Raw genomic sequence first — 22,645 nt, 5'->3', positions numbered from 1 at the left:
CCTCAATACAGAGCAGCATTATCCAACAGCACCGTGAACGAACCTAGCGGAGAATCCTCAGGCCGGTATCGGCTTGCGCGCCGCCGCTTCGGTGTATTCCTTCAGCCAGCGCAGCACATCGACCGCCTCCCAGCGACCCGGGTCATACAGGGCATACAACAAGCCCTGATAGCCCACGACGTCCAGTGGTCGGTGATAGCCAGCTCGCTGGAACAACGCTTCGATTTCAGCGAAACAGGTGTTGAAATGCAGCTTGTTGAAAGGCGTTTTCCCTTCCGTTACCAACCCATCCAGACGCAATTCGAGGACAGCCTCGCGTACCACGTCAACCGACATCCTGTTCACGCTGCTCTTCAATTGTTCGACATTGACCACGATTCATCCCTCTCACGCCCGGACCTGCCTGCCCACCCCCTGAATCAGGGACGGCAGCGCAGCAATCCGAATAACTGTATGCGCATACAGTATCCGAATCACCGCATCTAAGCCAAGGGGATCAATCGCAAAGTTCGACCGGCGGAACCCCGCCCTCACCAAAACCCGTTAACGCAGGAAAGCCACTACCTCGTCGGACCCGAAGGGCCAGCCCAGTTCAGCCCCCGTATCCACTCGACGCAACACCGGAATACGCAGGCTGTAAGACTTGAACCATGTTTCGTCGTCAGCAATGTCCACCAGTTCCACCAGCAGACCGCGCTCGACAAATTCCATCAGCATGGCTTCGGCGACTTCACAGAGATGGCACCCCAGGGTGCCGAATAGCTGACATTCAGGAAGCATGAGCGCTCAACCACAAAATTTGAGTGACTATTCTAGGCCCGCTCCGAAAAACCGTCGAGCGTCCGGGTGCGCCAGGGTCGCCAATGATTAATCAACGACAGACCCGACTCAGTCCTGGCTGACAGCACCGATCTTGTGCACCGACAAGTCCGCTCCGTAATACTCTTCTTCCTGGCTCAGCCGCAGACCATGGAACGCCTTGATCGCGCCGTACACTGCAAAGCCGCCGACCAATGCCACGACCACGCCCAGTGCCGTGCCGATCAACTGACTGATCAGGCTCACCCCGCCCAGACCGCCCAGTGCGCCCTGCCCGAAGATGCCACAGGCAATTCCGCCCCACACACCACACAGACCGTGCAACGGCCAGACCCCCAGCACATCGTCGATGCGCCATTTGACCTGGGCGGCGGTAAAGCACCAGACAAACAGCGCCCCGGCAATCGCCCCTGTCACCAGCGCGCCCACGGGGTGCATCAGATCAGAGCCGGCACAGATCGCCACCAGCCCGGCCAGCGGGCCGTTGTGCAGAAAGCCCGGGTCATTGCGGCCGACAATCAGGGCCGCCACCGTACCACCGACCATGGCCATCAGCGAGTTCACCGCCACCAGCCCGCTGACCCCTTGCAGGGTTTGCGCACTCATCACGTTGAAGCCGAACCAGCCGACGATCAGGATCCACGAACCCAGCGCCAGAAACGGAATACTCGACGGTGCGAACGCCACCAGGCGGCCTTCGCGATAGCGACCATTGCGCGGCCCGAGCAGCAACACTGCTGCCAGCGCCAGCCAGCCGCCCATGGCGTGGACCACCACGGAACCGGCAAAATCATGGAAACCGGCGCCAAAGCTTTCCAGCAACCAGGCTTGCAAACCCAGGTTGCCGTTCCAGATCATGCCTTCGAAGAAGGGATAGATGAGCGCCACGATCAGTGCCGTCGCGCACAGTTGCGGAACGAAGCGCGCACGCTCGGCGATGCCGCCGGAAATGATCGCCGGGATCGCCGCGGCAAAGGTCAGCAAAAAGAAAAACTTCACCAACCCGTACCCGTGATCGGCATTGATCACCGCTGCCGGTTGCATGAAGGTGACCCCGTAGGAGATCCAATAGCCTATAAAGAAGTAGGCCAGGGTCGAAACGGCGAAGTCACTGAGGATTTTCGACAACGCATTGACCTGGTTTTTTTGCCTGACCGTACCGACTTCAAGAAAGGCAAAACCGGCATGCATGGCCAGAACCATGACCGCACCGATCAGAATGAACAACGTGTTGGAGCTATGGACCAGACTGTCCACAGCGCTTTGCAGATTTTCCATGGATTAGGCAGACCTTAAGGCTGAAAAAGGCACCAAAGCAGTTCGCGCGAGCTATCCATGCACCAAGTTGTGACGCCTCGCGTCGAGAGCGCCATGTCCAATGAACCGCTTTGGCGCACAAAATTCGTCAAAGCTGATCACGACCAGGACTGTTGCTCGGGTTTTGATTGTTTGAGTCAGGGTTTCGGGTAAATCATGCCCGGCAACAGCGCATCGGCGCAGGCTGGCGCACCACGACACAGCAAAAGTTGTACCAGTCATTTGTACTGAACCTTCACATAAGGCTCATACTCGAACGTTTCAGACGCCACCTATGGAGATCACCAATGGCCAGTACCAAGGCAAAGACTGCTCAAGAAATCCTGATGAACGATTTTCAGACACTGGTCAGCGACACCGAGCGGTTGCTGGAACACACCGCTTCCCTGGCCGGTGACCAGGCCGATGAGTTGCGCGACCAGATCCACGACAGTCTCCTGCGAGCACGGGAAACCTTGAAGCTGACCGAGGACTCGCTGCGCGAACGCAGCAAGGCTGCTGTCACCGCTACCGAGGACTATGTCCAGGCCAACCCATGGCAATCGGTCGGCATCGCCGCCGGCATTGGTTTTCTTATCGGCCTGCTGGCAACCCGGCGCTGATCATGGCAATCGACGAACTCGGCGCGTCCACGACGGGCGCAAGTTCCTCATCGCGGCGACTGGGTGCCGCCGTGCTTGGATTACTGCACAGCCATGTCGAGCTGTTCGGCATCGAATTGCAGGAACAAAAGGCCCGCACCGTCAGCCTGTTGCTGTTCGCTGGCCTGGCACTGGTGTTCGCCCTGCTGTTGCTGGTGGGATTGTCGACATTGGTGCTGATCCTGTTTTGGGACACCTATCGCTTGGCGGCCATCATCGGCCTTTGTGTGTTCTACACCCTCGCGGCAATCTACTGCGGCATACGCCTGAGAGCGGCCATTTTCGATGAGTCCTCGCCCTTCCACGGCACTTTGGAAGAGCTGGCCAATGACCGGGAGCGCTTGTTGCCATGAACCTGCCTGAACTACCTCGAAACAGTTCGCGCACGGAAATGCGCAAGGCGCTGATCCGCCTGCGCATGGAAATGCACCGCCAGGAAATCCGCCACGAATCGTCACAACTGCTGCAACCCTTGCAGCGTGTCCGCGGGATGACGCAAAACCTGCAAGACGGCTTTGGTATCAAGCATGCTCCACTCTGGGGCGTGGCGGCGGTGACCCTGTTGGGTTTTCTGACCGGCAAGGGAGCGAAAAGCGGCGGTGTGGGCAGCCTGACCAAACTGGTCCAACTCGGTACCACCTTGGGGCCGCTGATCAAACTGGTGATGCAAGGTTCTTCGCGCAAGCGCTGAGCTGTCATTTCTGGCTACATTCTTGCAATACCACGGGATGAACCTCTTTATCGAGGGGTTCAACCCTGCGTGCCTACCCGGTCACCAGGCTTTATCCAAAAACAAGATCGACAAGGAGGCCTTGTGATCGACGGGCAACCGCTCGCCTGCTTTCAGCCGTTCATCGATACCGCCACCGGGCGTATCGCAGGTGTCGAAGCACTGGGTCGACTGCGTCAGTCCGATGGTCAATTGGCATCGGTAGGGCCGCTGTTCGCCGACCCTCGAACCAACGCCATTGCCCTGCGCCACCTGGATCGTCAGCTACGCGACAACGCCTTGAGCCGACTGCATGAGGCACCCCACGACTGGTTTCTCAGCCTGAACATTTCTCCGCGATGGATCAGCCGCTTGCGCCCGGACCAACCCCTGCCGAGCCTCAAGCAATTGAGCAGACATGATGTTGACCCACAGCGAATCGTTTTCGAAATCACTGAACTGGGTGGCAATATTCAGCGCCTGGCCCAGGTAGTGGCTCGCTACCGCTCAGCTGGCGCGCGGATCGCCATTGATGACTTTGGTGCCGGATACTCACAGCTCGATCGCGTGCTGGCGCTGCAACCGGACATCCTCAAACTCGACATGCGTTTATTCCAGGCGGCAGCACTGGGTGGACCCAGTAGCGATGTGGTCAAGGCCCTGGCGCAAATGGCAGAGAGGAGCGGTTGCTGGATCATCGCCGAAGGCGTGGAAACCGATGCCCAGCTAAATTTTGCACTGGAATGCGGTTCACGCTACGTGCAGGGTTTTCTGTTCGCCGGGGCGCAAGAAGATTTCTTTGCCACCAACGCCTTTGTCGAGCGCTTCGCACAACTGCGTCAGCGTTATGTTCAGCAGAAACTGGCCGAACGCGGACGTCTGATGATCATGCGCCAGCAACTCAGTGAGCTGATGACAATCCTGCAGGCCTGGGCCCAGGCCCGCGCTCCGACCAGTGCCTTGCCGCAACCGGACGCCTTTCCGTGGCTATTGCGCTTCTATCAATGCGACCGTCACGGTACGCAATTGACGCCAAACCTGGAATGGCGCCACAACGGCTGGGTCACCGACCATCGTTACCTGGGGCACAACTGGTCCTGGCGACCGTACTTCTATCAGCTGCTGGCGGAGGGCTGGGATGAACGGCGATTGACCCTTTCCAACACGTATCGCGATGCCACGAGCAATCAGTACTGCCTCACCGCCGGGCAGTTTTTTGACGATGGCGAACGGTTGCTGTTGATTGATATCGATGCGGTTGGGCTTTAGGGTAGTGCTGTTGATTGGGTGATGGCGGGTTACCTGGAGCAAAACCAAAGCGAGGCGGCCTGATAGCCGACCTGACTTTCGCGGTCGCACCCAATCCCCCGTGGGAGCGAGCCTGCTCGCGAAGGACGTCAACGATAACGCGCCCTGTCTGAATGGACGCGTTGTCCGGGCGTTTTTCGCGAGCGAGCTCGCTCCCACATTGATTAATCCCGCAAAGGCCAATAACCCCGAGCCCTCCAGCACGACCTGGAAACCAAATGAGAATCCCCCTGGTACCCCTTGCAGGTCCCCGCGCGAACCGGGAAGCTAGAGCCTCAAGTCACCCGACGGAGAGTACCCGCCTTGGATTGGCACACCCTGCTTACTCGCGAACGCCTCGGAAAGCCTCTGCACAGCCCGCAAGAACTCGGCCGCAGTCCTTTCCACAAAGACCATGACCGCATCATTTTCTCGGGGGCGTTTCGTCGTCTCGGGCGCAAGACACAGGTTCATCCGGTCTCCAGCAACGACCATATCCACACGCGACTGACCCACTCGCTGGAAGTCAGTTGCGTCGGCCGTTCGCTGGGCATGCGCGTCGGTGAAACCATCCGCGGCGCCCTGCCTGACTGGTGCGAACCCAGCGACCTGGGCATGGTGGTGCAATCGGCCTGTCTGGCCCATGACATCGGCAATCCTCCCTTCGGTCACTCTGGCGAAGATGCGATTCGTCATTGGTTCCAGCAAGCCGCCGGTCGTGGCTGGCTCGACGCAATGAGCGAAGCCGAACGCAACGATTTTCTCAACTTCGAAGGCAATGCCCAAGGCTTTCGGGTATTGACCCAGCTGGAGTATCACCAATTCGATGGTGGCACGCGGCTGACCTACGCCACCCTCGGCACATATCTGAAATACCCGTGGACGGCAAAACATGCCGACTCGCTGGGGTACAAGAAACATAAATTCGGCTGCTACCAGAGCGAACTGCCGTTGCTGGAACAGATCGCCCAGAAACTCGGCCTGCCGCAACTCGAAGAACAGCGCTGGGCGCGCCACCCGTTGGTGTACCTGATGGAGGCCGCCGACGACATCTGCTACGCGCTGATCGACCTCGAGGACGGTCTGGAAATGGCGCTGTTGGAATATGCAGAGGTCGAGTCCTTGCTGCTGGATCTGGTAGGCGACGATCTGCCGGAAACCTATCGGCAACTCGGCCCGGGGGATTCTCGTCGACGCAAACTGGCCATCCTGCGTGGCAAGGCCATTGAGCACCTGACCAATGCTGCAGCCCGCGCCTTTGTCGAACAGCAAGACACCTTGCTGGCCGGTACGCTGCCCGGCGATCTGGTGGAACACATGCACGGCCCGGCCAAACGTTGCGTCCTGAATGCAAAAGACATGGCACGCAAAAAAATCTTCCAGGACAAGCGCAAGACCCTGCACGAAATCGGCGCCTATACCACATTGGAAATTTTGCTCAACGCCTTCTGTGGCGCAGCGCTCGAACAACACAACGGTCGCACGCCCTCCTTCAAGAGCCGACGGGTTCTCGATCTGCTGGGCAATAATGCACCTGATCCCCACGCCCCGCTGCACACGTCATTTCTGCGAATGATCGATTTCATCGCCGGTATGACGGACAGCTACGCCAGCGACATGGCGCTGGAGATGACGGGGCGCTCAAGTCACTGACGAGTGCTGTTGACCGGCCATCTCACCGCCCGTGATGGCCGTTCAGCCCCCCGTCAAAAGCAAGTGCATTCAACACCCGCTGAATCCCCCTACAGATAATGTCGAGCGAACTGATCGATTACCCGGCATTGACACGAAACAATCACGTCTACTTTGCTCAAATAAAAGAAGCGTGAATAATATGATCAAAGACAATCTGCGCATATTGCTGGTGGAAGATCATCCATTTCAGCTCAGGGCTACTCAATACCTGCTTGAGAGTTACGGTTTCACCCGGTTGACCACGACTGACTGTGCCCAGGGCGCCTTGCAGCAAATGCTGGATGCCGAACAACCTTTTGATATTCTTTTGTGCGATCAATGTCTGCCCGATATCTCCGGCATTGAACTGGTCAGGTTCGCCAGTCGTCGCGGCATGATCAAACAAGCGATCCTTTTAAGCAGCCTGACACAGGATGAACTGGATGGACTTGAAAACATGGCAAACATTCATGATCTTCCACTGCTCGGTTATCTGGTCAAGCCGTTGAAACAAACCGAATTCATACAACTATTGACTTCAGCGCCTTTGAAAAACCACAGCAAAAATCGAGTTTAAATTCAACAGCAAGCTCAAAAATCACCTCACCAATAATCCAACAGAACAAAAACAACTTTCGTCCTTCCTTATAAAAATCCTAGTTGATGCGTAAGCCTATTCTTTTTCGCTTGTAGGAACATTCCTATATTGCTGCTACAGGTACGTCAGTTCATACGTCACATCCACTATCTGAGCTAAGGTTCGCCCTTTATTTCAGTTCGCATGGGATTTTGTTATGAACTCCGTTTTTATTGTCGACGATCACCCTGTCATCCGACTTGCCGTTCGCATGCTGCTTGAACACGAAGGCTATAAAGTCGTCGGTGAAACTGACAACGGGGTCGATGCCATGCAGATGGTTCGCGAGTGCATGCCTGACCTGGTCATTCTTGACATCAGCATTCCCAAACTCGATGGCCTGGAAGTGCTGGCCCGTTTCAACGCAATGAGTACCCCCTTGAAAACGTTAGTGCTCACCGCGCAGTGCCCGACACTTTTTGGTATTCGTTGCATGCAATCCGGTGCTTCGGGATATGTCTGCAAGCAGGAGGACCTCAGCGAACTGGTCAGCGCCATCAAGGCAGTATTGTCGGGTTACAACTACTTCCCGAGCGAGGCACTGAATCCGATGCGCGGTGACGAGGCACGTTGCGCCGAGCTGGAACTGTTCAAGTCTGTCAACGACCGGGAACTGATGGTATTGCAACTTTTTGCACAAGGTCGCACTAACAAGGAAATTGCCAAGGGCATGTTTCTGAGCAACAAGACTGTCAGCACTTATAAAAAACGTCTCATGCAAAAACTCAAGGCCAAGTCTCTGGTTGAACTCATCGAAATGGCAAAACGCAACGCATTGGTGTGAGAAGCAGGATGCCCAGTCGCTTGATGGACTTTTTGATACTGACGGCCGTGGGTATTGGCCTGAGTACTTCATTGCTCGCGGCACCGAGCAGCGATAACTACGCCTTGCTGAGCCGCTCGACCGCCGGGCAACTGGAAATCCAGCTGGCCCCCTCACAAGAGCAGTGGCTCAAGAGCAAACAGGAACTGATCCTTGGCACCTCAGCGCCGGATTATCCGCCCTTCGACCTGACCCTCAGCGGCCACGACTATGAAGGTTTCACCGCCGACTATGCGGGAATCCTCGGCAAAGTCACCGGTTTACCCATCAGGGTTCAGCGCTTTGCATCCCGGGGGGACGCCATTGAAGCGCTTGAAAACGGTGAGGTCGATCTGCTCGGCAGTGCCAACGGTTTCGAAGCGCACAATGCCAAAATCGTACTGTCCATGCCCTACGCCGTCGATCAACCGGTCCTGGTGACCCGCGAAGGCGAAACAAGATCCCTGACCGATGGCCTTGCCGGCATGCGCCTGAGCATGGTGTATCACTACTTGCCGCTGGAGGAGGTCAAGGCCTTGTATCCCAAGGCAATCATCACGTCCTACCCCTCTTACCAGAATGCAATCAATGCCGTCGCCTTCGACCAGGCTGACGTGTTTCTCGGCGATACCATCTCCACCCACTACATGATCAACAAGGGGTACCTGAACAACATCCGCATGGCCAACTTCGGCAAACACGAAGCTCACGGTTTCAGCTTCGCGGTGCGCCAGAACAATCCTGAACTGCTTGGCATCATCAATTCCATGCTAATGGCCATCCCCACCAGCGTGCGAGAAAACATTGCCAAACGCTGGAGTGCCGGCAGTGACATCTTGCTCACCGATCACAAACTGGAGCTCAGCTACAACGAGGAACGCTGGCTGGCGCAACATCCGGTGGTACGCGTGGTGGTCAACGAGGCGTTCGCGCCGCTGACATTTTTCGACAGCGCCGGCAACTTTCGGGGTGTTGCCGCCGATCTACTCGAACTGATCAGATTGCGCACCGGTTTACGCTTTGATATCCAGCGCAGCCGCAGCGATAGCGAAATGATCCAGCGGATCCAGAACGGCGAGGCCGACCTGATTGCTGCACTGCTACCCAGCGCCCAACGGGAGACCCTGCTGAATTTCAGCCGTCCTTATCTGCAAAACTCCTATGTCCTGCTGACGCGCAAGGCTGCGGACAGCCCCGGCAACCTGACGCAGTTGCAGGGCAAAAGCCTGGCCATCGCCCAAGGTCATCCACTGATGGCTTATCTGCGCAGCGAGTTCCCACACATAAAGCTCATCGAAACCCCTGACACTTTCAGTGCCGTGGAAATGCTCGCCGAGGGGCAGGTAGAGGGAACGGTGAACTCACTGGTGATTGCCAACTACTTCATTTCATCGCGACTGTTCGAACATATCCTGCAGATCAGTACCACCATCGGGACCGAGCAGGCAGCCTTTTCCCTGGCGACCAATCGTGAGGCCGATGAGCTCCATGACATCCTCAACAAGGCACTACTGAGTATTGCGCCGGAGGAGCTGGGCATCATCAACAGCCGCTGGCGGGGCTATTCGGCGTCCTCGCAAAGCACCTGGCGCAACTATCACCGGCTGTTCTACCAAATTGTCATCGGTGCCAGCGTTTTGTTACTGATCTCCGTAGCCTGGAACGCCTACATGCGGCGCCAGATCAATCAACGCAAGGCTGCCGAACGCGCATTGAACGACCAATTCGAATTCATGCGCTCGCTGGTCAACGGCACGCCTCACCCGATTTACGTGCGTGATCGTCAGGGCTTGCTGCAAAGCTGCAATGACAGTTACCTGCAAGCGTTCAACGCCAGACGCGAAGACGTCATCGGCAAAAGCGTCATTCACGGTACCTTGAGCAATGCCTTCGAGGCCAGGGAATATCAAGCCGACTACCAGCGTGTCGTGGCTGAGGGCAGGCCGTTGATTGTCGACCGCCCCCTGCATATCGGCGGCCGTCGATTGACGATCTATCACTGGATTCTTCCCTACCGCGACTCAAGCGGTGAAGTGCAAGGCATCATCGGTGGCTGGATCGACATCAGCGAACGCCGGCAACTGTTCGATGACCTGCGTTGCGCCAAAGAGCGCGCCGATGAAGCCAACCGGGCCAAGAGCACGTTTCTGGCCACAATGAGCCATGAGATCCGCACACCGATGAATGCGGTCATCGGCATGCTCGAACTGACGCTCAAGCGAATTGAACACAACCACCCTGACCGCCCGGCCATCGATGTGGCGTACAACTCGGCTAAGGATCTGCTGGAACTGATCGGCGACATACTCGACATCGCGCGCATTGAATCCGGGCACTTGAGCCTGAGCCCGGAACGCGTCGACCCGCGGGAAATCGTCGCGTCGGTGGTACGGATCTTCGACGGCCTGGCCCGGCAGAAAGCGCTCGAACTCATACTGGATTTCAGCCCCGTCAATCCGCCCGTCGATGTCCTGCTGGACCCGCTGCGCTTCAAGCAGGTGCTGTCCAATCTGGTCAGTAATGCCATCAAGTTTACCGAGCAGGGTCAGGTGAGGATTGCCGTCGAGCTGCGTCCGACGGCCAGGCCCGATCAGGTGCAGATGCAGTTGCGGGTCGAGGACACCGGCACCGGGATAAGCTTCGATGATCAACAACGCCTGTTCGAACCCTTCGCCCAGGCCGATAACGCCGGGCAGACGGCTCGCGGCGGTGCCGGGCTCGGCCTGGTGATCAGCCGCAACCTGTGCGAATTGATGGGCGGCAGCCTGCAATTGAGCAGTCGGCCAGGTGTCGGTACGCAAGTACAGATGTCACTGCTTCTGCCGACACTGCCAGATAAATGCCGGGTGGGAAAAACTGAAACACAGATCCGCGCCGCGAAAGCCCCATTGAACGTTCTGGTGGTCGATGATCATGCGGCCAATCGCTTGCTCATGTGCCAGCAATTGGAGTTCCTGGGTCATCGATTCAGCGTCGCGGCAGAGGGTCAGGCTGGACTCGAAGCGTGGAAAGCCGAAGTGTTCGATCTGGTGATTGCCGATTGCAACATGCCGGTCATGAATGGATACGAGTTGGCCCGCGCCATTCGCCGACATGAAAAACAGACTCGACAGCCGCCCTGCACGGTCCTCGGCTTCACCGCCAACGCACAACCGGAAGAAGTAGAACGATGCAAGCAGGCCGGGATGGATGACTGCCTGTTCAAGCCCCTGACCCTGACCGCATTGAGCCAATGGGTGGAAGGCGTAGCGCCGACTGCCCTGTCACCAGCCTTCAACCTGGAAGGGCTGCAGCAATTGACCGGTGGCAACCCGGTATTGAACCAGCGCCTGTTGACTGAATTGCTCAACAGCAACCGGCTGGACCGCCAGGCATTGCTGGCGCTCTGCGGTTCCACAGACCCACAGGCCTTTATCGACATCGCCCACAAAATCAAGGGGGCCGCCCGGATCGCCCAGGCCGCTCGATTGATCGACAGTTGCGAGGCGCTCGAAACCATCTGCCGCGACACCTTCCACCCCGACAAAGTGGCCGAATGTTGCTCGGCAGTGGAGCGCGCCTTGCTGGAATTGGACCGGGCATTGCTGCAACAGATCGGGCACGACGACGAAAGCAGAATGACAGAGGCTTAACTATGCTTGGACGCTGAGCAGTGTGTTAACCATCTCGGAGGGACCTGCATGCCCAGCCCACTGCGTCCGGATCAACGGCGGTTTCCCCTGCACGTTCATATCAGCGTGATGTTTACCTTCCTGCTGTTACTGACCGGGGTGGTATTGGGCATTTTCAATTATCGGCAAACCACACAAATCATTCTGTCCAGCAGCGAGAAGCTCTTCAATCGTATCGAGCAGGATGTCCGCCTCGATCTGAAAGCGACCTACGAACCGATTCGCCACCTGTTGAGCTTGCAGATCCTCAACCCCGCTGTTCACGCGCCGGACCTTGAGCAACGCCTGGCGCTGCTCAAACCCTTCAGCCAGTCGCTCACCGACAACCCTGATCTGGCGTCGCTGTACCTGGGCTACGGCAATGGTGAATTTTTCATGGTTCGCCCTCTGCGGACCGTCGATCTGAAAACCCTGCTCAAAGCCCCCGAGAGCGCGGCTTATCAAATATGGAGCATTGAGCGAAACGGCAGCGGCCAGGTGCACTCGCAATCCTTGTTTTTCGACCGAAACCTGGCCTTCATCAGCCGCCAGGAGCACCCCGACGACACTTACGATCCGCGTAGCCGTGTCTGGTTTACCGGCGCCAGCCGCGACAACGATCAGATCACCACCGAACCCTATGTCTTCTTCTCCACCCACAATGTCGGCACCACCCTGGCACGGCGCGGTGGCGATCAGGTCGTGATAGGCGCGGACCTGACCCTGGCCGAACTCAGTGCCACCCTGGCCAAACACGTGGTAACGCCCGCCACCGAGATCGTGCTGTTCGATGCCCAAGGCAATGCCGTCGCCTACCCCGACGCCAGCCGGCTGATCATCGACGATCAGACCGCCCATCTGATCAAGGCCGCCGACCTGAACCCCAGCCTGAAGGCACTGCTCAATAACCCTCTTGAAGGCAATCGCCTGAATGCCGGCGGTCGCCAATGGATCGTGGCCCGTAGCAGCATGCAGGAAGGTGGCCCCACGGGGCTGCAATTGGCCTTGCTGGTGCCGGAAGATGAGTTGCTCGTCGATGCCTACCGCATGCGCTGGCAAGGCGCACTGATTACCCTGGCAACGCTGCTGCTGTGCATACCGCTGGGTTGGCTGACCTCGCGGATGCTGGTCAAGCCCCTGCGCGCACTGGTGCAGGAAGCGGATGCGATTCGCAGTTTCGATTTCAATTTTCCGCTGTCCCGTCGCTCTCCAGTACTCGAAGTCGACCAATTGAGCGTGTCGATGGCGCGCATGAAAGACACCCTGGCGAGCTTCTTCCAGATCACCGACAGTCTGAGCGCCGAAACCCGATTCGCCCCATTGCTGCAACGGGTGCTGTTTGAAACCGTGAAAATCGGCCAGGCCCAGGCCGGTCTGATCTACTTGCGCGAAGGCGACGGCGATCGCATGGAACCCCACGGCCTGGTCATCAACGATACCGCGCAAGCCCTGTCGTCATTCGGCATTCAGGCCCACTCGATTCAAGACCCGCAGAGCCCCGCCTGGTTGCAGCAGTTGTCGAGCGCTGACAATGTCGTCAGCAATCTCGGTTTCGAGCAGGCGGGGGATTTGCAAAAAGTGCTGCTGGCACTGGAATGCCCGCGGGTTCATCTGATCGGCATCCGCTTGCATAATCGTCATAACGACACCGTGGGCCTGCTGGTGTTTCTGCTGGCTGACAGCGGCAACCAGAGTGACCTGGAAAAACTTCGCCCGGACCGCATTGCGTTTTTGCAGGCCGTGTCCGGTGCGGCCGCGGTGAGCATCGAAAGCCAGCGCTTGCAAGACCGGCAAAAACAACTGCTGGACGCGTTCATCAAGCTGTTGGCCGGTGCGATTGACGCCAAGAGCCCCTACACCGGCGGGCATTGTCAGCGTGTGCCCGCCCTGACGCTGATGCTCGCCCAGGCCGCTGCAGCCAGCAAAGATCCGGCTTTCAGCAGCTATCAACCCACCGATGATGAATGGGAGGCGCTGCACGTCGCCGCCTGGCTGCACGACTGCGGCAAGATCACCACACCGGAATACGTCGTTGATAAAGCCACGAAACTGGAAACCCTCAACGACCGCATCCACGAAATCCGCACCCGTTTCGAAGTGCTCAAGCGCGATGCCTGGGTCAGTTACTGGCAAGCGGTCGCCCAAGGTGGCGACGAACAAGACCTGGCGCAGCAGCGTGATGCCACGCTGTTAGGGCTGGACGATGATTTTGCTTTCATTGCCCGCTGTAATCTCGGTGGCGAGGCCATGGCCGAAAGCGATCTGCAACGCCTGCGCAGCGTCGGCCAACGCACCTGGACGCGAACCCTGGATGACCGGCTGGGTGTTTCCTGGGAAGAGAACCGGCGTCAGGCCCGTACCCCGGAACCGACACTGCCGGTCACCGAATCGCTGCTGGCGGACAAGCCCGAGCACCTGTTCGAACGCGCCGAAGCCGAACTGATCGCGCCCGTCAATCCCTGGGGTTTCAAACTCGATGTACCTCGCTACAAGTACAACCGCGGCGAACTCTACAACCTGAGCATCAGTCGCGGCACATTGACCCGCGAAGAGCGCTACATCATCAATCACCACATCGTGCAGACAATCCTGATGCTCAGCCACCTGCCGTTTCCCGGCCATCTGCGCAACGTTGCGGAAATCGCCGGCGGTCACCACGAAAAAATGGACGGCACCGGTTACCCCAAACGCTTGAAGCGTGAGGAGATGAGCCTGCCGGCACGGATGATGGCGATTGCCGATATTTTCGAAGCACTGACCGCCGCCGACCGGCCCTACAAGAAAGCCAAGTCCTTGAGCGAAGCACTGGGCATCATGGCCACCATGTGCCGGGATGCCCACATCGACCCGGAGTTGTTCAGGCTGTTCATCAAGACGCACATCTACCTGCGGTACGCCGAACGCTTCCTTGATCCACAGCAGATCGATGCGGTAGATCCGTCAGGCCTGCTGATCAAGGCCGGCCTGTCGGCGTGAGCTTGAATCGGCAATCAGCAATCGGTCAGGCGCAGGAAAATCGCCGCCAGTTGCTCGATACCCGCCTGATCCTGCGCGGTGAACCGCGCCAGTTTCGGGCTGTCGAGGTCCAGCACACCGATCAGGCGACCGTTCTTGACCAGCGGCACCACCAGTTCGCTGTTCGACGCACTGTCACAGGCGATATGCCCGGGGAATGCGTGCACGTCTTCGACCAATTGCGTTTGCAAGGTCGCCGCTGCGGTCCCGCACACGCCTCGACCGAACGGAATCCGCACACAGGCGATTTGCCCCTGAAACGGACCCAGCACCAGTTCTTCGTTGCGATTGAGGTAGAAACCGGCCCAGTTCAGGTCATCGAGCTGATTGAACAGGAATGCGGAAAACTGCGCGGCGTTGGCGATGAAATCGCGCTCGTCCGCCAACAGCGACTCAAGCTGCGCGTGCAGCATGCCGTAACCTTCGAGGCCTTGGCCGCTCTTTTGTAAATCGATCATGCCTTGTGCTCCAACAGTTTCAGCCCGACCCAATAGCGGGCAAATTGATACGCGCAACGTCCGTTACGATTGCCTCGCCCCGTGGCCCAGCGCACCGCGAGGATGTCCAGCTCTTCAGTGCGTTGCCATTCGAGGCCGGCCTTGTCGGCCAGTTGGCCGATCCAGTGTTCGACGACGTTGAGAAAGTGTTCCTGGGTAAATGGATAGAACGACAGCCACAAGCCGAAGCGATCCGACAGGGCGATCTTGTCCTCCACCGCCTCGCTGGGGTGCAATTCGCCATCGACCCTTTTCCAGTTTTCGTTATCGCTTTCCTTTTCCGGTACCAGGTGGCGACGGTTGGAAGTGGCGTACAACAACACGTTATCCGGTGCCTGTTCGAGGGAACCGTCGAGTACACTTTTGAGTACGCGATAATCGCCTTCACCCGACTCGAACGACAGGTCATCGCAGAACAACACAAAGCGCTGGGGCAGTTTGGCGATTTGTTCGACCACCCGAGGCAAGTCCGCCAGGTGATCGCGCTCGATTTCGATCAGGCGCAAACCGCCGACGGCGTGCTCGGCAAGCAAGGCACGGACCAGCGAGGATTTACCGGTGCCGCGCGAGCCCCAGAGCAAGGCATGGTTGGCCGGCATGCCATCGAGAAACTGTTGGGTATTGCGTCCCAGTTGTTCCACTTGCCGGTCGACGCCGATCAGGTCGGACAGACGCATGTCGAGACTGACCTGCAGCGGCAGCAGGAAACCGCTGCGCCCTTCACGCTGCCAACGTGCAGCCAGGCAGGTTGTCCAGTCGATGGCTTGCCGAGGGGTGGGCAGCAGCGGTTCGATACGGGCCAGAACGGCATCGGCGCGTTCAAGAAAAGCATTCAATCGGGAATCCACGTCTCCTCCTCGGGCACGTTCACAGTAATGATGGCGATACAGCGACAAAACACAGCGTTTGATGACCGGGCCAGGCCCCTGGTACAAGGGCTCGCGAGAACATCGGCATCCGTGCATGATCGGCTATGCTTGAGCAGCGAAGGGAAACGGAAGTGATCCAGCACCCCATGGATATCAAGTTCACCAACCGGCTGTCTTACAAGCAAGCCCGGCTAACCGTGCTGGTCGGCTTTATTCTCGGCACGCTGCTCAGCCTGCTGCAAATAGGCATCGATTATGCCAGTGAAGACGCCTCCATCAACCGTGAAATCCTGTCTTTGCTGGAAATCAGCCACAACCCGGCCTCACGCATCGCCTATAACATCGACGCCGAGCTCGCGCAGGAACTGACCCTGGGCCTGTTGCGTTCACCGGCGATCATCGGTGCGAAACTGACCGACAACAACGGCAACGTGCTGGCCAACGTCAAGCGCCCCGGCCAGCAAAGCGGCTATCGCGTGCTCAGCGACCTGCTGTTCGGCGCCGACCGGCAGTTCGAAGACCGCCTCTATCTGGACCATTTGCCAAGCGAATCCCTCGGCACGCTGCAACTGGACGTCGACACTTATTCATTCGGCTACCGGTTCCTGCGTCGCGCCGAAGTGACCCTGCTCAACGGCTTTGCCCGCAGCCTGATCCTGACCGGCCTGCTGCTGGCACTGTTCTATGTGATGCTGACCAAACCCTTGGTGCGGGTTATTCGCGAGCTCAGTGGCCGCGACTCGCGCAACGCTGAACCGACCGCTCTGGAATGTCCGGCCGGACACGCCAACGATGAGATCGGTGTGCTGGTGAAAGTCGCCAACCAGCAATTTGAAAATGTCGCCACCGAAATCCAGCAGCGACGCAACGCAGAAAACCGCCTGACCGATTACCTCAGCCAACTGGAAAACATCGTTTCGGCGCGCACCGCCGAACTCAAGGCGATCAACGCCCGCCTCAGTCAATCCAATCAGGAACTGGAAGTCGCTCGCAGCACCGCCCTGGACATGGCCGAAGCGCGCTCGGTGTTCCTGGCCAACATGAGCCATGAAATTCGCACGCCGCTCAATGGTCTGCTGGGAATGATTGCGCTGTCCCTGGACGGTCCGCTGAACGCAGAGCAACAGCAACAACTGGCCATTGCCCATGACTCGGGCAAGGTACTGGTGGAGTTGCTCAACGATATTCTCGATCTGTCGAAATTCGATGCCGGTCAACTCGAACTCGAACACATCCCGTTCGACCTGGGTTCGCTGATCGAAGACACCGCCAACCTGCTGTCGCAGAACGCGGCGCCGGGTGTCGAACTGACCTGCCTGATCGATCCGCAGTTTCCGGCACTGGTGCTCGGCGATCCGACCCGGGTCCGGCAGATCGTCAGCAACCTGCTGTCCAATGCGCTCAAGTTCACCCGTTTCGGGCGGGTCGATGTGCGCCTTTCGACATTCGGTGATGGCGTCAGAATCGAGGTCTGCGACACGGGCATCGGTATCCCCCAGGACGCCCAGGTCAAGATCTTCCAGCCTTTCACCCAGGCCGGTGCCGGGATTACCCGGCAATTCGGTGGTACCGGACTGGGCCTGGCCCTGACCTACAACCTTTGCGAAGCCATGCAAGGACGCCTGACCATCAGCTCGGAAGCGGGTTTCGGCAGCCAGTTCTGCGCGCAACTGCCACTGCCCCGCCACACCCGTTCCCTGGTCCCTCCGTCCTTGAAGGGCAAGGTCATCGCCATCACCGCCGCCAGCAGCGGCCTGGCCGAACTGCTGGGCAGCGTATTGCCCGGTTGGGGGCTGGACTATCAGCAACGCGCCATCGACGACCCGTTGATCGGCCTGCATCCCGATATACTGATTACCGATTGCCCTGAATGCCTGTTCAACCTGCGCCCCACCTGCACCGCGCCGATTCTACTGGTGACTGCCTACGGCAGCTTCATGCCCAGCGAACAAGCCAACGCCCTCGCCCCCTTGCAGCAACAGGCACGCCCCTTGGCACGCAATGCGCTGCACCAGACCTTGCGCCGCGTCCTGCAACCGGAAATCGCCACCATCGATGACATCCGGATCGACACCCAATCGCCGCAGCGTCGTGCACGAGTGCTGTTGGTCGAGGACAATCCGGTCAACCAACTGGTGGCCAAGGGCATGCTCGGCAAACTCGGGTGCGAGGTGATCGTCGCGGCCCATGGTGTCGAGGCACTGGATCATCTGGAAGACAGCGAATTCGATCTGGTGTTGATGGACTGCAACATGCCAGTGATGGACGGCTATGAAGCCAGTCGGCAAATCCGCCGCAGCGGACGCTGGCCGCAATTGCCCATCGTCGCCCTCACCGCCAACGCCATGTCCGAAGAACGCGAACGTTGCCGTGCGGCGGGCATGAGCGACTACCTGGCCAAACCCTTTCGCCGGGAAGAGCTCGCCGCGCTGCTGGACGTCTGGATTCCCGTTACGACAGTGCCTTGATTTGCCCCAACAGGTGATCCAGTCCGTCGCGCAGCTCATTCAGGCGATCCAGATCCACCCCGCTGTCGCACAGTAGCCGCGCTTTCAACGGCCCGACCTGATCGCGCAATGCCAGGCCGCTTGGCGACAGACTCAAGTGCACCTCACGCTCATCCCGGGCCGAACGCTGACGCTGGACCAATTGCAGTTGCTCAAGTCGCTTGAGCAAAGGTGTCAGCGTGCCGGAGTCCAGCGCCAGGCGCTCACCCAGAGCCTTCACGGTCGGTTGCTCCGGCGCTGACGCCTGCCATTCCCACAACACCAGCATCGCCAGGTATTGCGGGTAGGTCAGGCCCAGTTGATCGAGCATCGGCTTGTAGGCCCGGATCACCGCCCGGGAAGCGGCGTACAGCTTGAAGCAGAGCTGGCTGTCGAGGTTCAGGGAATCGACGGACAAGGTGTTCATTTGAGCAGGGCTTCGATCTCGCGGCTCAGGTCCTGCGGCTTGGTCGCCGGAGCGAAACGTTTCACCAGCTGACCGTCCTTGCCGATCAGGAACTTGGTGAAGTTCCATTTGATGCCCTGGGAGCCAAGCACACCCGGTGCACGTTTTTTCAGTTGCACGAACAGCGGATGGGCACCGGCACCATTGACCTCGATCTTTTTGAACAGCGGGAAACTGACGCCGTAGTTCAACTCGCAGAACTCGCTGATCGCCCCTTCATTACCTGGCTCCTGCTTGCCGAATTGATTGCAGGGAAAGCCCAGCACCACCAGGCCTTGATCCTTGTAGGTCTGCCACAGCTCTTCGAGACCTTTGTATTGAGGGGTGAAACCGCATTTGCTGGCGGTGTTGACCACCAATACGGCTTTACCGGCGAAATCCGCCAGGGTCTTTTGCTCGCCCTTGATGGTGGTGCACGGGATGCTTAGCAGCTTGTCGCTCATGGTGAAGGCTCCGAATTCGGGGATATGCACCAAACATAGCGAGCAATTGAATTGTGTGCAATTTATATTATCGGACGCCTCCTCAGTGTAGGAGCGAGCTCGCGATGATCGTCAACGATAACGCGGGGAGCCGGGTGCCCCGCGTTGGTCTCTATCCCATCGCGAGCAAGCTCGCTCCTACAGAGGGCGTGTTATCCGCGCGGTACCAGGTCCAGGCATACCGAGTTGATGCAGTAGCGCAGGCCGGTGGGCGGCGGGCCATCCGGGAACACATGACCCAGATGCGCATCGCATTTGGCGCAGACCACTTCGGTGCGGATCATGCCGTGGCTGACGTCACGGATTTCAGTCATGGCACTGTCGCCAATCGGCGCATAGAAGCTCGGCCAGCCGCAGCCGGAATCAAATTTGGTCTTGGAATCGAACAGCGGCTCGTTACAGCAGATGCAGTGGTAGATGCCGTCGACCTTGCTGTCGTTGTATTTGCCGGAGAACGGGCGTTCGGTGCCCTTGAGCCGGCACACGTTGTATTGCTCGGGGTCGAGCATGGCTTTCCATTCTTCCAGGGTTTTTTCCAACTTTTCCATCATCACACCTCGGCGGCTGAAAAAGCCCGATCTGTACCTTTTCCACGGATCAGGCGGCACGTATGATTGCGCCTCGTCAAACGCCAGTCTGGCAGCCAGACCACGCGCATTCAAACGGATTTATGAGTGCTGCCTCTCAAGGCGTCAGGCCTGTGTGATTACGCAGGATTCCCAGTACGGTTGTTCACACGCCGCCTGGATCGTTCATTTTCGGGAACACATCGCCATGCAGGTCAGCAAATCGAACAAGCTCGCCAACGTCTGCTACGACATTCGCGGCCCGGTGCTCAAGCACGCCAAACGCCTGGAAGAGGAAGGCCATCGCATCCTCAAGCTGAATATCGGCAACCCGGCGCCCTTTGGTTTCGAAGCACCGGATGAAATCCTCCAGGACGTCATCCGCAACCTGCCGACCGCCCAGGGCTATAGCGACTCCAAAGGCCTGTTCAGCGCGCGCAAGGCCGTGATGCAGTACTACCAGCAAAAGCAGGTGGAAGGCGTCGGCATTGAAGACATCTACCTGGGTAACGGCGTTTCCGAGCTGATCGTGATGTCGATGCAGGCCCTGCTCAACAACGGCGATGAAGTGCTGGTGCCGGCTCCGGACTACCCGTTGTGGACCGCGGCCGTGAGCCTGTCGGGCGGTAACCCGGTGCACTACCTGTGCGACGAACAGGCCAACTGGTGGCCGGATCTGGCCGACATCAAGGCCAAGATCACCCCGAACACCAAGGCACTGGTGATCATCAACCCGAACAACCCGACCGGCGCGGTGTACTCGAAAGAAGTCCTGCTGGGCATGCTGGAACTGGCCCGCCAGCACAACCTGGTGGTGTTTTCCGACGAGATCTACGACAAGATCCTGTACGACGACGCCGTGCACATCTGCACCGCCTCCCTGGCGCCAGACCTGCTGTGCCTGACCTTCAACGGTCTGTCCAAGTCCTATCGCGTCGCCGGCTTCCGCTCCGGCTGGATCGCCATTTCCGGTCCGAAGCACCACGCCCAGAGCTACATCGAGGGCATCGACATGCTGGCCAACATGCGCCTGTGTGCCAACGTGCCGAGCCAGCACGCGATCCAGACCGCGCTGGGTGGCTATCAGAGCATCAACGATCTGGTGCTGCCGCCAGGGCGCCTGCTGGAACAGCGTAACCGCACCTGGGAGCTGCTCAACGACATTCCGGGCGTCAGCTGCGTCAAGCCGATGGGTGCGCTCTATGCGTTCCCGCGCATCGACCCGAAGGTCTGCCCCATCCACAACGACGAGAAATTCGTCCTCGACCTGTTGCTCTCCGAGAAGCTGCTGGTGGTGCAAGGCACGGCCTTCAACTGGCCATGGCCGGATCACTTCCGCGTCGTGACCCTGCCACGGGTCGATGACCTGGACATGGCCATCGGCCGCATCGGCAACTTCCTCAAATCCTATCGCCAGTAATGTGACCTCACCGTGCGACGCCCACACTCGTCGCACGGTGATTCATTCAGCAACACATGTTTGTACCTTGCGGACTCTCGCAGCCTCAGCCCCTGCCCCACCACACAGAAGCGTTTCTCGCCTAGTAACTGCGGGGTCTGCACCACCCATGGGTCCTACAAAGACTTCCCTGTTCAATATCAGAAATGCCCTGCAAGCAGCTAAGCTATTGCCGTAGGACACAGTTTGAAATAGTCACCCGGTTGAATACCCCGGTGCAGCACCTTATATACCCCGCAGTACGCTACATCTTTAGCATAAGGAGATTTCTACAACCATGATGCGCATCCTGCTGTTTTTGGCCACTAACCTGGCGGTCGTGCTGATTGCCAGCATCACCCTGAGCCTTTTCGGCTTCAACGGGTTCATGGCGGCCAACGGGGTTGATCTCAACCTCAATCAGCTGCTGATTTTCTGTGCGGTCTTTGGTTTCGCCGGTTCCCTGTTCTCGCTGTTCATCTCCAAGTGGATGGCGAAGATGAGCACCAGCACCCAGATCATTACCCAGCCACGCACTCGTCACGAGCAATGGCTGTTGCAAACCGTCGAGCAACTGTCCCGGGAAGCCGGGATAAAGATGCCCGAAGTCGGGATTTTCCCGGCCTACGAGGCAAACGCCTTCGCCACCGGCTGGAACAAGAACGACGCACTGGTCGCGGTCAGCCAGGGCTTGCTCGAGCGTTTCTCGCCGGATGAAGTGAAAGCCGTTCTGGCCCACGAAATCGGTCACGTGGCCAATGGCGACATGGTGACCCTGGCGCTGATCCAGGGCGTGGTGAATACCTTCGTGATGTTCTTCGCACGGATCATCGGCAACTTTGTCGACAAGGTGATCTTCAAGAACGAAGAAGGCCAGGGTATCGCCTACTACGTGGCGACCATCTTCGCCGAACTGGTCCTGGGTATCCTGGCCAGCGCCATCGTGATGTGGTTCTCGCGCAAACGGGAATTCCGTGCCGACGAAGCCGGTGCAAACCTGGCCGGTACCGCCGCGATGATCGGCGCCCTGCAACGCCTTCGTGCGGAACAAGGCCTGCCTGTGCACATGCCTGACACCCTGAATGCCTTCGGCATCAACGGTGGCCTCAAACAGGGCTTCGCCCGTATGTTCATGAGCCACCCGCCGCTGGAAGAGCGTATTGACGCGCTGGCCCGTCGTCGGGGCTGAGTAATACCGAGGTAAACAAGAAGGCCCGCAGAGATGCGGGCCTTTTTTTGTCTGTTGATTGTTGGAGTGATCACTCTGGCCCCTTCGCGAGCAGGCTCGCT

The 22,645-nt window shown here is 58.5% G+C and carries 20 protein-coding genes; 12 read left to right on the top strand and 8 right to left on the bottom strand.

Going from position 1 to position 22,645, the window contains the following annotated elements:
* Positions 1-57: 57 nt before the first annotated feature.
* The 3 genes from ACW9HW_RS12070 to ACW9HW_RS12060 form a co-directional block, all read right to left on the bottom strand.
* Positions 58-375 (bottom strand): transcriptional regulator, encoded by a 318-nt coding sequence (locus ACW9HW_RS12070; RefSeq protein WP_457399998.1) that lies wholly within the window; start codon positions 373-375, stop codon positions 58-60.
* 168 nt (positions 376-543) lie between these two features.
* The gene (locus ACW9HW_RS12065) at positions 544-780 is read right to left on the bottom strand and encodes a glutaredoxin family protein (protein WP_095196751.1); all 237 of its coding nucleotides are present in this window, start codon (positions 778-780) and stop codon (positions 544-546) included.
* 108 nt (positions 781-888) lie between these two features.
* Positions 889-2,097: an ammonium transporter gene (locus ACW9HW_RS12060; RefSeq protein WP_457399995.1), complete on the bottom strand. Its 1,209-nt coding sequence runs from the start codon at positions 2,095-2,097 to the stop codon at positions 889-891.
* A 326-nt stretch (positions 2,098-2,423) separates the two neighbouring features.
* Between ACW9HW_RS12060 and ACW9HW_RS12055 the strand changes: the two genes are divergently transcribed.
* The 9 genes from ACW9HW_RS12055 to ACW9HW_RS12015 all read left to right on the top strand — a co-directional run bounded on the left by ACW9HW_RS12055 (position 2,424) and on the right by ACW9HW_RS12015 (position 14,512).
* Entirely contained in the window at positions 2,424-2,738 is a 315-nt protein-coding gene (locus ACW9HW_RS12055; protein ID WP_095196753.1) for a DUF883 family protein, read from the top strand.
* 2 nt (positions 2,739-2,740) lie between these two features.
* Positions 2,741-3,130, top strand: coding sequence for a phage holin family protein (locus tag ACW9HW_RS12050; protein ID WP_457399993.1), 390 nt, complete (start codon positions 2,741-2,743; stop codon positions 3,128-3,130).
* Positions 3,127-3,468, top strand: a complete 342-nt coding sequence (locus ACW9HW_RS12045) for a hypothetical protein (protein ID WP_095196755.1) — start codon at positions 3,127-3,129, stop codon at positions 3,466-3,468. Before ACW9HW_RS12050 ends, ACW9HW_RS12045 begins: the two co-directional genes overlap by 4 nt.
* Before the next feature lie 123 nt (positions 3,469-3,591).
* On the top strand, positions 3,592-4,755 hold the full coding sequence (locus ACW9HW_RS12040) for an EAL domain-containing protein (RefSeq protein ID WP_457399992.1): 1,164 nt from the start codon (positions 3,592-3,594) through the stop codon (positions 4,753-4,755).
* Positions 4,756-5,097: 342 nt separating this feature from the next.
* Entirely contained in the window at positions 5,098-6,426 is a 1,329-nt protein-coding gene (locus ACW9HW_RS12035; protein ID WP_457399991.1) for a deoxyguanosinetriphosphate triphosphohydrolase, read from the top strand.
* A gap of 181 nt (positions 6,427-6,607) precedes the next feature.
* Positions 6,608-7,024 carry a response regulator gene (locus ACW9HW_RS12030; RefSeq protein WP_095196758.1) on the top strand — a complete coding sequence of 139 codons (417 nt, stop codon included), beginning with the start codon at positions 6,608-6,610 and terminating at the stop codon, positions 7,022-7,024.
* 217 nt (positions 7,025-7,241) lie between these two features.
* Positions 7,242-7,868 carry a response regulator transcription factor gene (locus ACW9HW_RS12025; RefSeq protein ID WP_095196759.1) on the top strand — a complete coding sequence of 209 codons (627 nt, stop codon included), beginning with the start codon at positions 7,242-7,244 and terminating at the stop codon, positions 7,866-7,868.
* Positions 7,869-7,876: 8 nt separating this feature from the next.
* Positions 7,877-11,518 carry a transporter substrate-binding domain-containing protein gene (locus tag ACW9HW_RS12020; RefSeq protein ID WP_457399989.1) on the top strand — a complete coding sequence of 1,214 codons (3,642 nt, stop codon included), beginning with the start codon at positions 7,877-7,879 and terminating at the stop codon, positions 11,516-11,518.
* Positions 11,519-11,566: 48 nt separating this feature from the next.
* Entirely contained in the window at positions 11,567-14,512 is a 2,946-nt protein-coding gene (locus ACW9HW_RS12015) for an HD domain-containing phosphohydrolase (protein WP_457399988.1), read from the top strand.
* Positions 14,513-14,526: 14 nt separating this feature from the next.
* On the opposite strand, the gene ACW9HW_RS12010 is transcribed toward ACW9HW_RS12015, so the two are convergent.
* Together ACW9HW_RS12010 and ACW9HW_RS12005 are read right to left on the bottom strand one after the other, a co-directional pair.
* The gene (locus ACW9HW_RS12010) at positions 14,527-15,009 is read right to left on the bottom strand and encodes a GAF domain-containing protein (protein WP_095196762.1); all 483 of its coding nucleotides are present in this window, start codon (positions 15,007-15,009) and stop codon (positions 14,527-14,529) included.
* On the bottom strand, positions 15,006-15,896 hold the full coding sequence (locus tag ACW9HW_RS12005) for an ATP-binding protein (protein ID WP_095196763.1): 891 nt from the start codon (positions 15,894-15,896) through the stop codon (positions 15,006-15,008). The genes ACW9HW_RS12010 and ACW9HW_RS12005 overlap by 4 nt, the downstream gene beginning before the upstream one ends.
* A 125-nt stretch (positions 15,897-16,021) precedes the next feature.
* On the opposite strand from ACW9HW_RS12005, the gene ACW9HW_RS12000 reads away from it, so the two are divergent.
* Positions 16,022-18,385 carry a hybrid sensor histidine kinase/response regulator gene (locus tag ACW9HW_RS12000; protein WP_095196764.1) on the top strand — a complete coding sequence of 788 codons (2,364 nt, stop codon included), beginning with the start codon at positions 16,022-16,024 and terminating at the stop codon, positions 18,383-18,385.
* On the opposite strand, the gene ACW9HW_RS11995 is transcribed toward ACW9HW_RS12000, so the two are convergent.
* The 3 genes from ACW9HW_RS11995 to msrB form a co-directional block, all read right to left on the bottom strand.
* Complete coding sequence (locus ACW9HW_RS11995) at positions 18,369-18,830, bottom strand: MarR family winged helix-turn-helix transcriptional regulator (protein WP_095196765.1); 462 nt, start codon at positions 18,828-18,830, stop codon at positions 18,369-18,371. The two genes, ACW9HW_RS12000 and ACW9HW_RS11995, sit on opposite strands and share 17 nt — an antisense overlap.
* A complete protein-coding gene (locus ACW9HW_RS11990; RefSeq protein WP_137806779.1) occupies positions 18,827-19,312 on the bottom strand; it encodes a glutathione peroxidase in 486 nt (161 codons plus the stop codon). Before ACW9HW_RS11990 ends, ACW9HW_RS11995 begins: the two co-directional genes overlap by 4 nt.
* A 191-nt stretch (positions 19,313-19,503) precedes the next feature.
* Entirely contained in the window at positions 19,504-19,899 is a 396-nt protein-coding gene (gene msrB / locus ACW9HW_RS11985) for a peptide-methionine (R)-S-oxide reductase MsrB (protein WP_095196767.1), read from the bottom strand.
* A 226-nt stretch (positions 19,900-20,125) separates the two neighbouring features.
* Here msrB and ACW9HW_RS11980 point away from each other — a divergent pair, with 226 nt between their 5' ends.
* Positions 20,126-21,337 carry a pyridoxal phosphate-dependent aminotransferase gene (locus ACW9HW_RS11980; protein WP_007983502.1) on the top strand — a complete coding sequence of 404 codons (1,212 nt, stop codon included), beginning with the start codon at positions 20,126-20,128 and terminating at the stop codon, positions 21,335-21,337.
* 316 nt (positions 21,338-21,653) lie between these two features.
* Entirely contained in the window at positions 21,654-22,544 is an 891-nt protein-coding gene (gene htpX / locus ACW9HW_RS11975; protein WP_077044600.1) for a protease HtpX, read from the top strand.
* The last annotated feature ends 101 nt before the right edge of the window (positions 22,545-22,645 follow it).

Source organism: Pseudomonas sp. SDO5532_S415, assembly GCF_054071155.1.
This window is presented reverse-complemented; position numbering and strand designations above follow the sequence as displayed.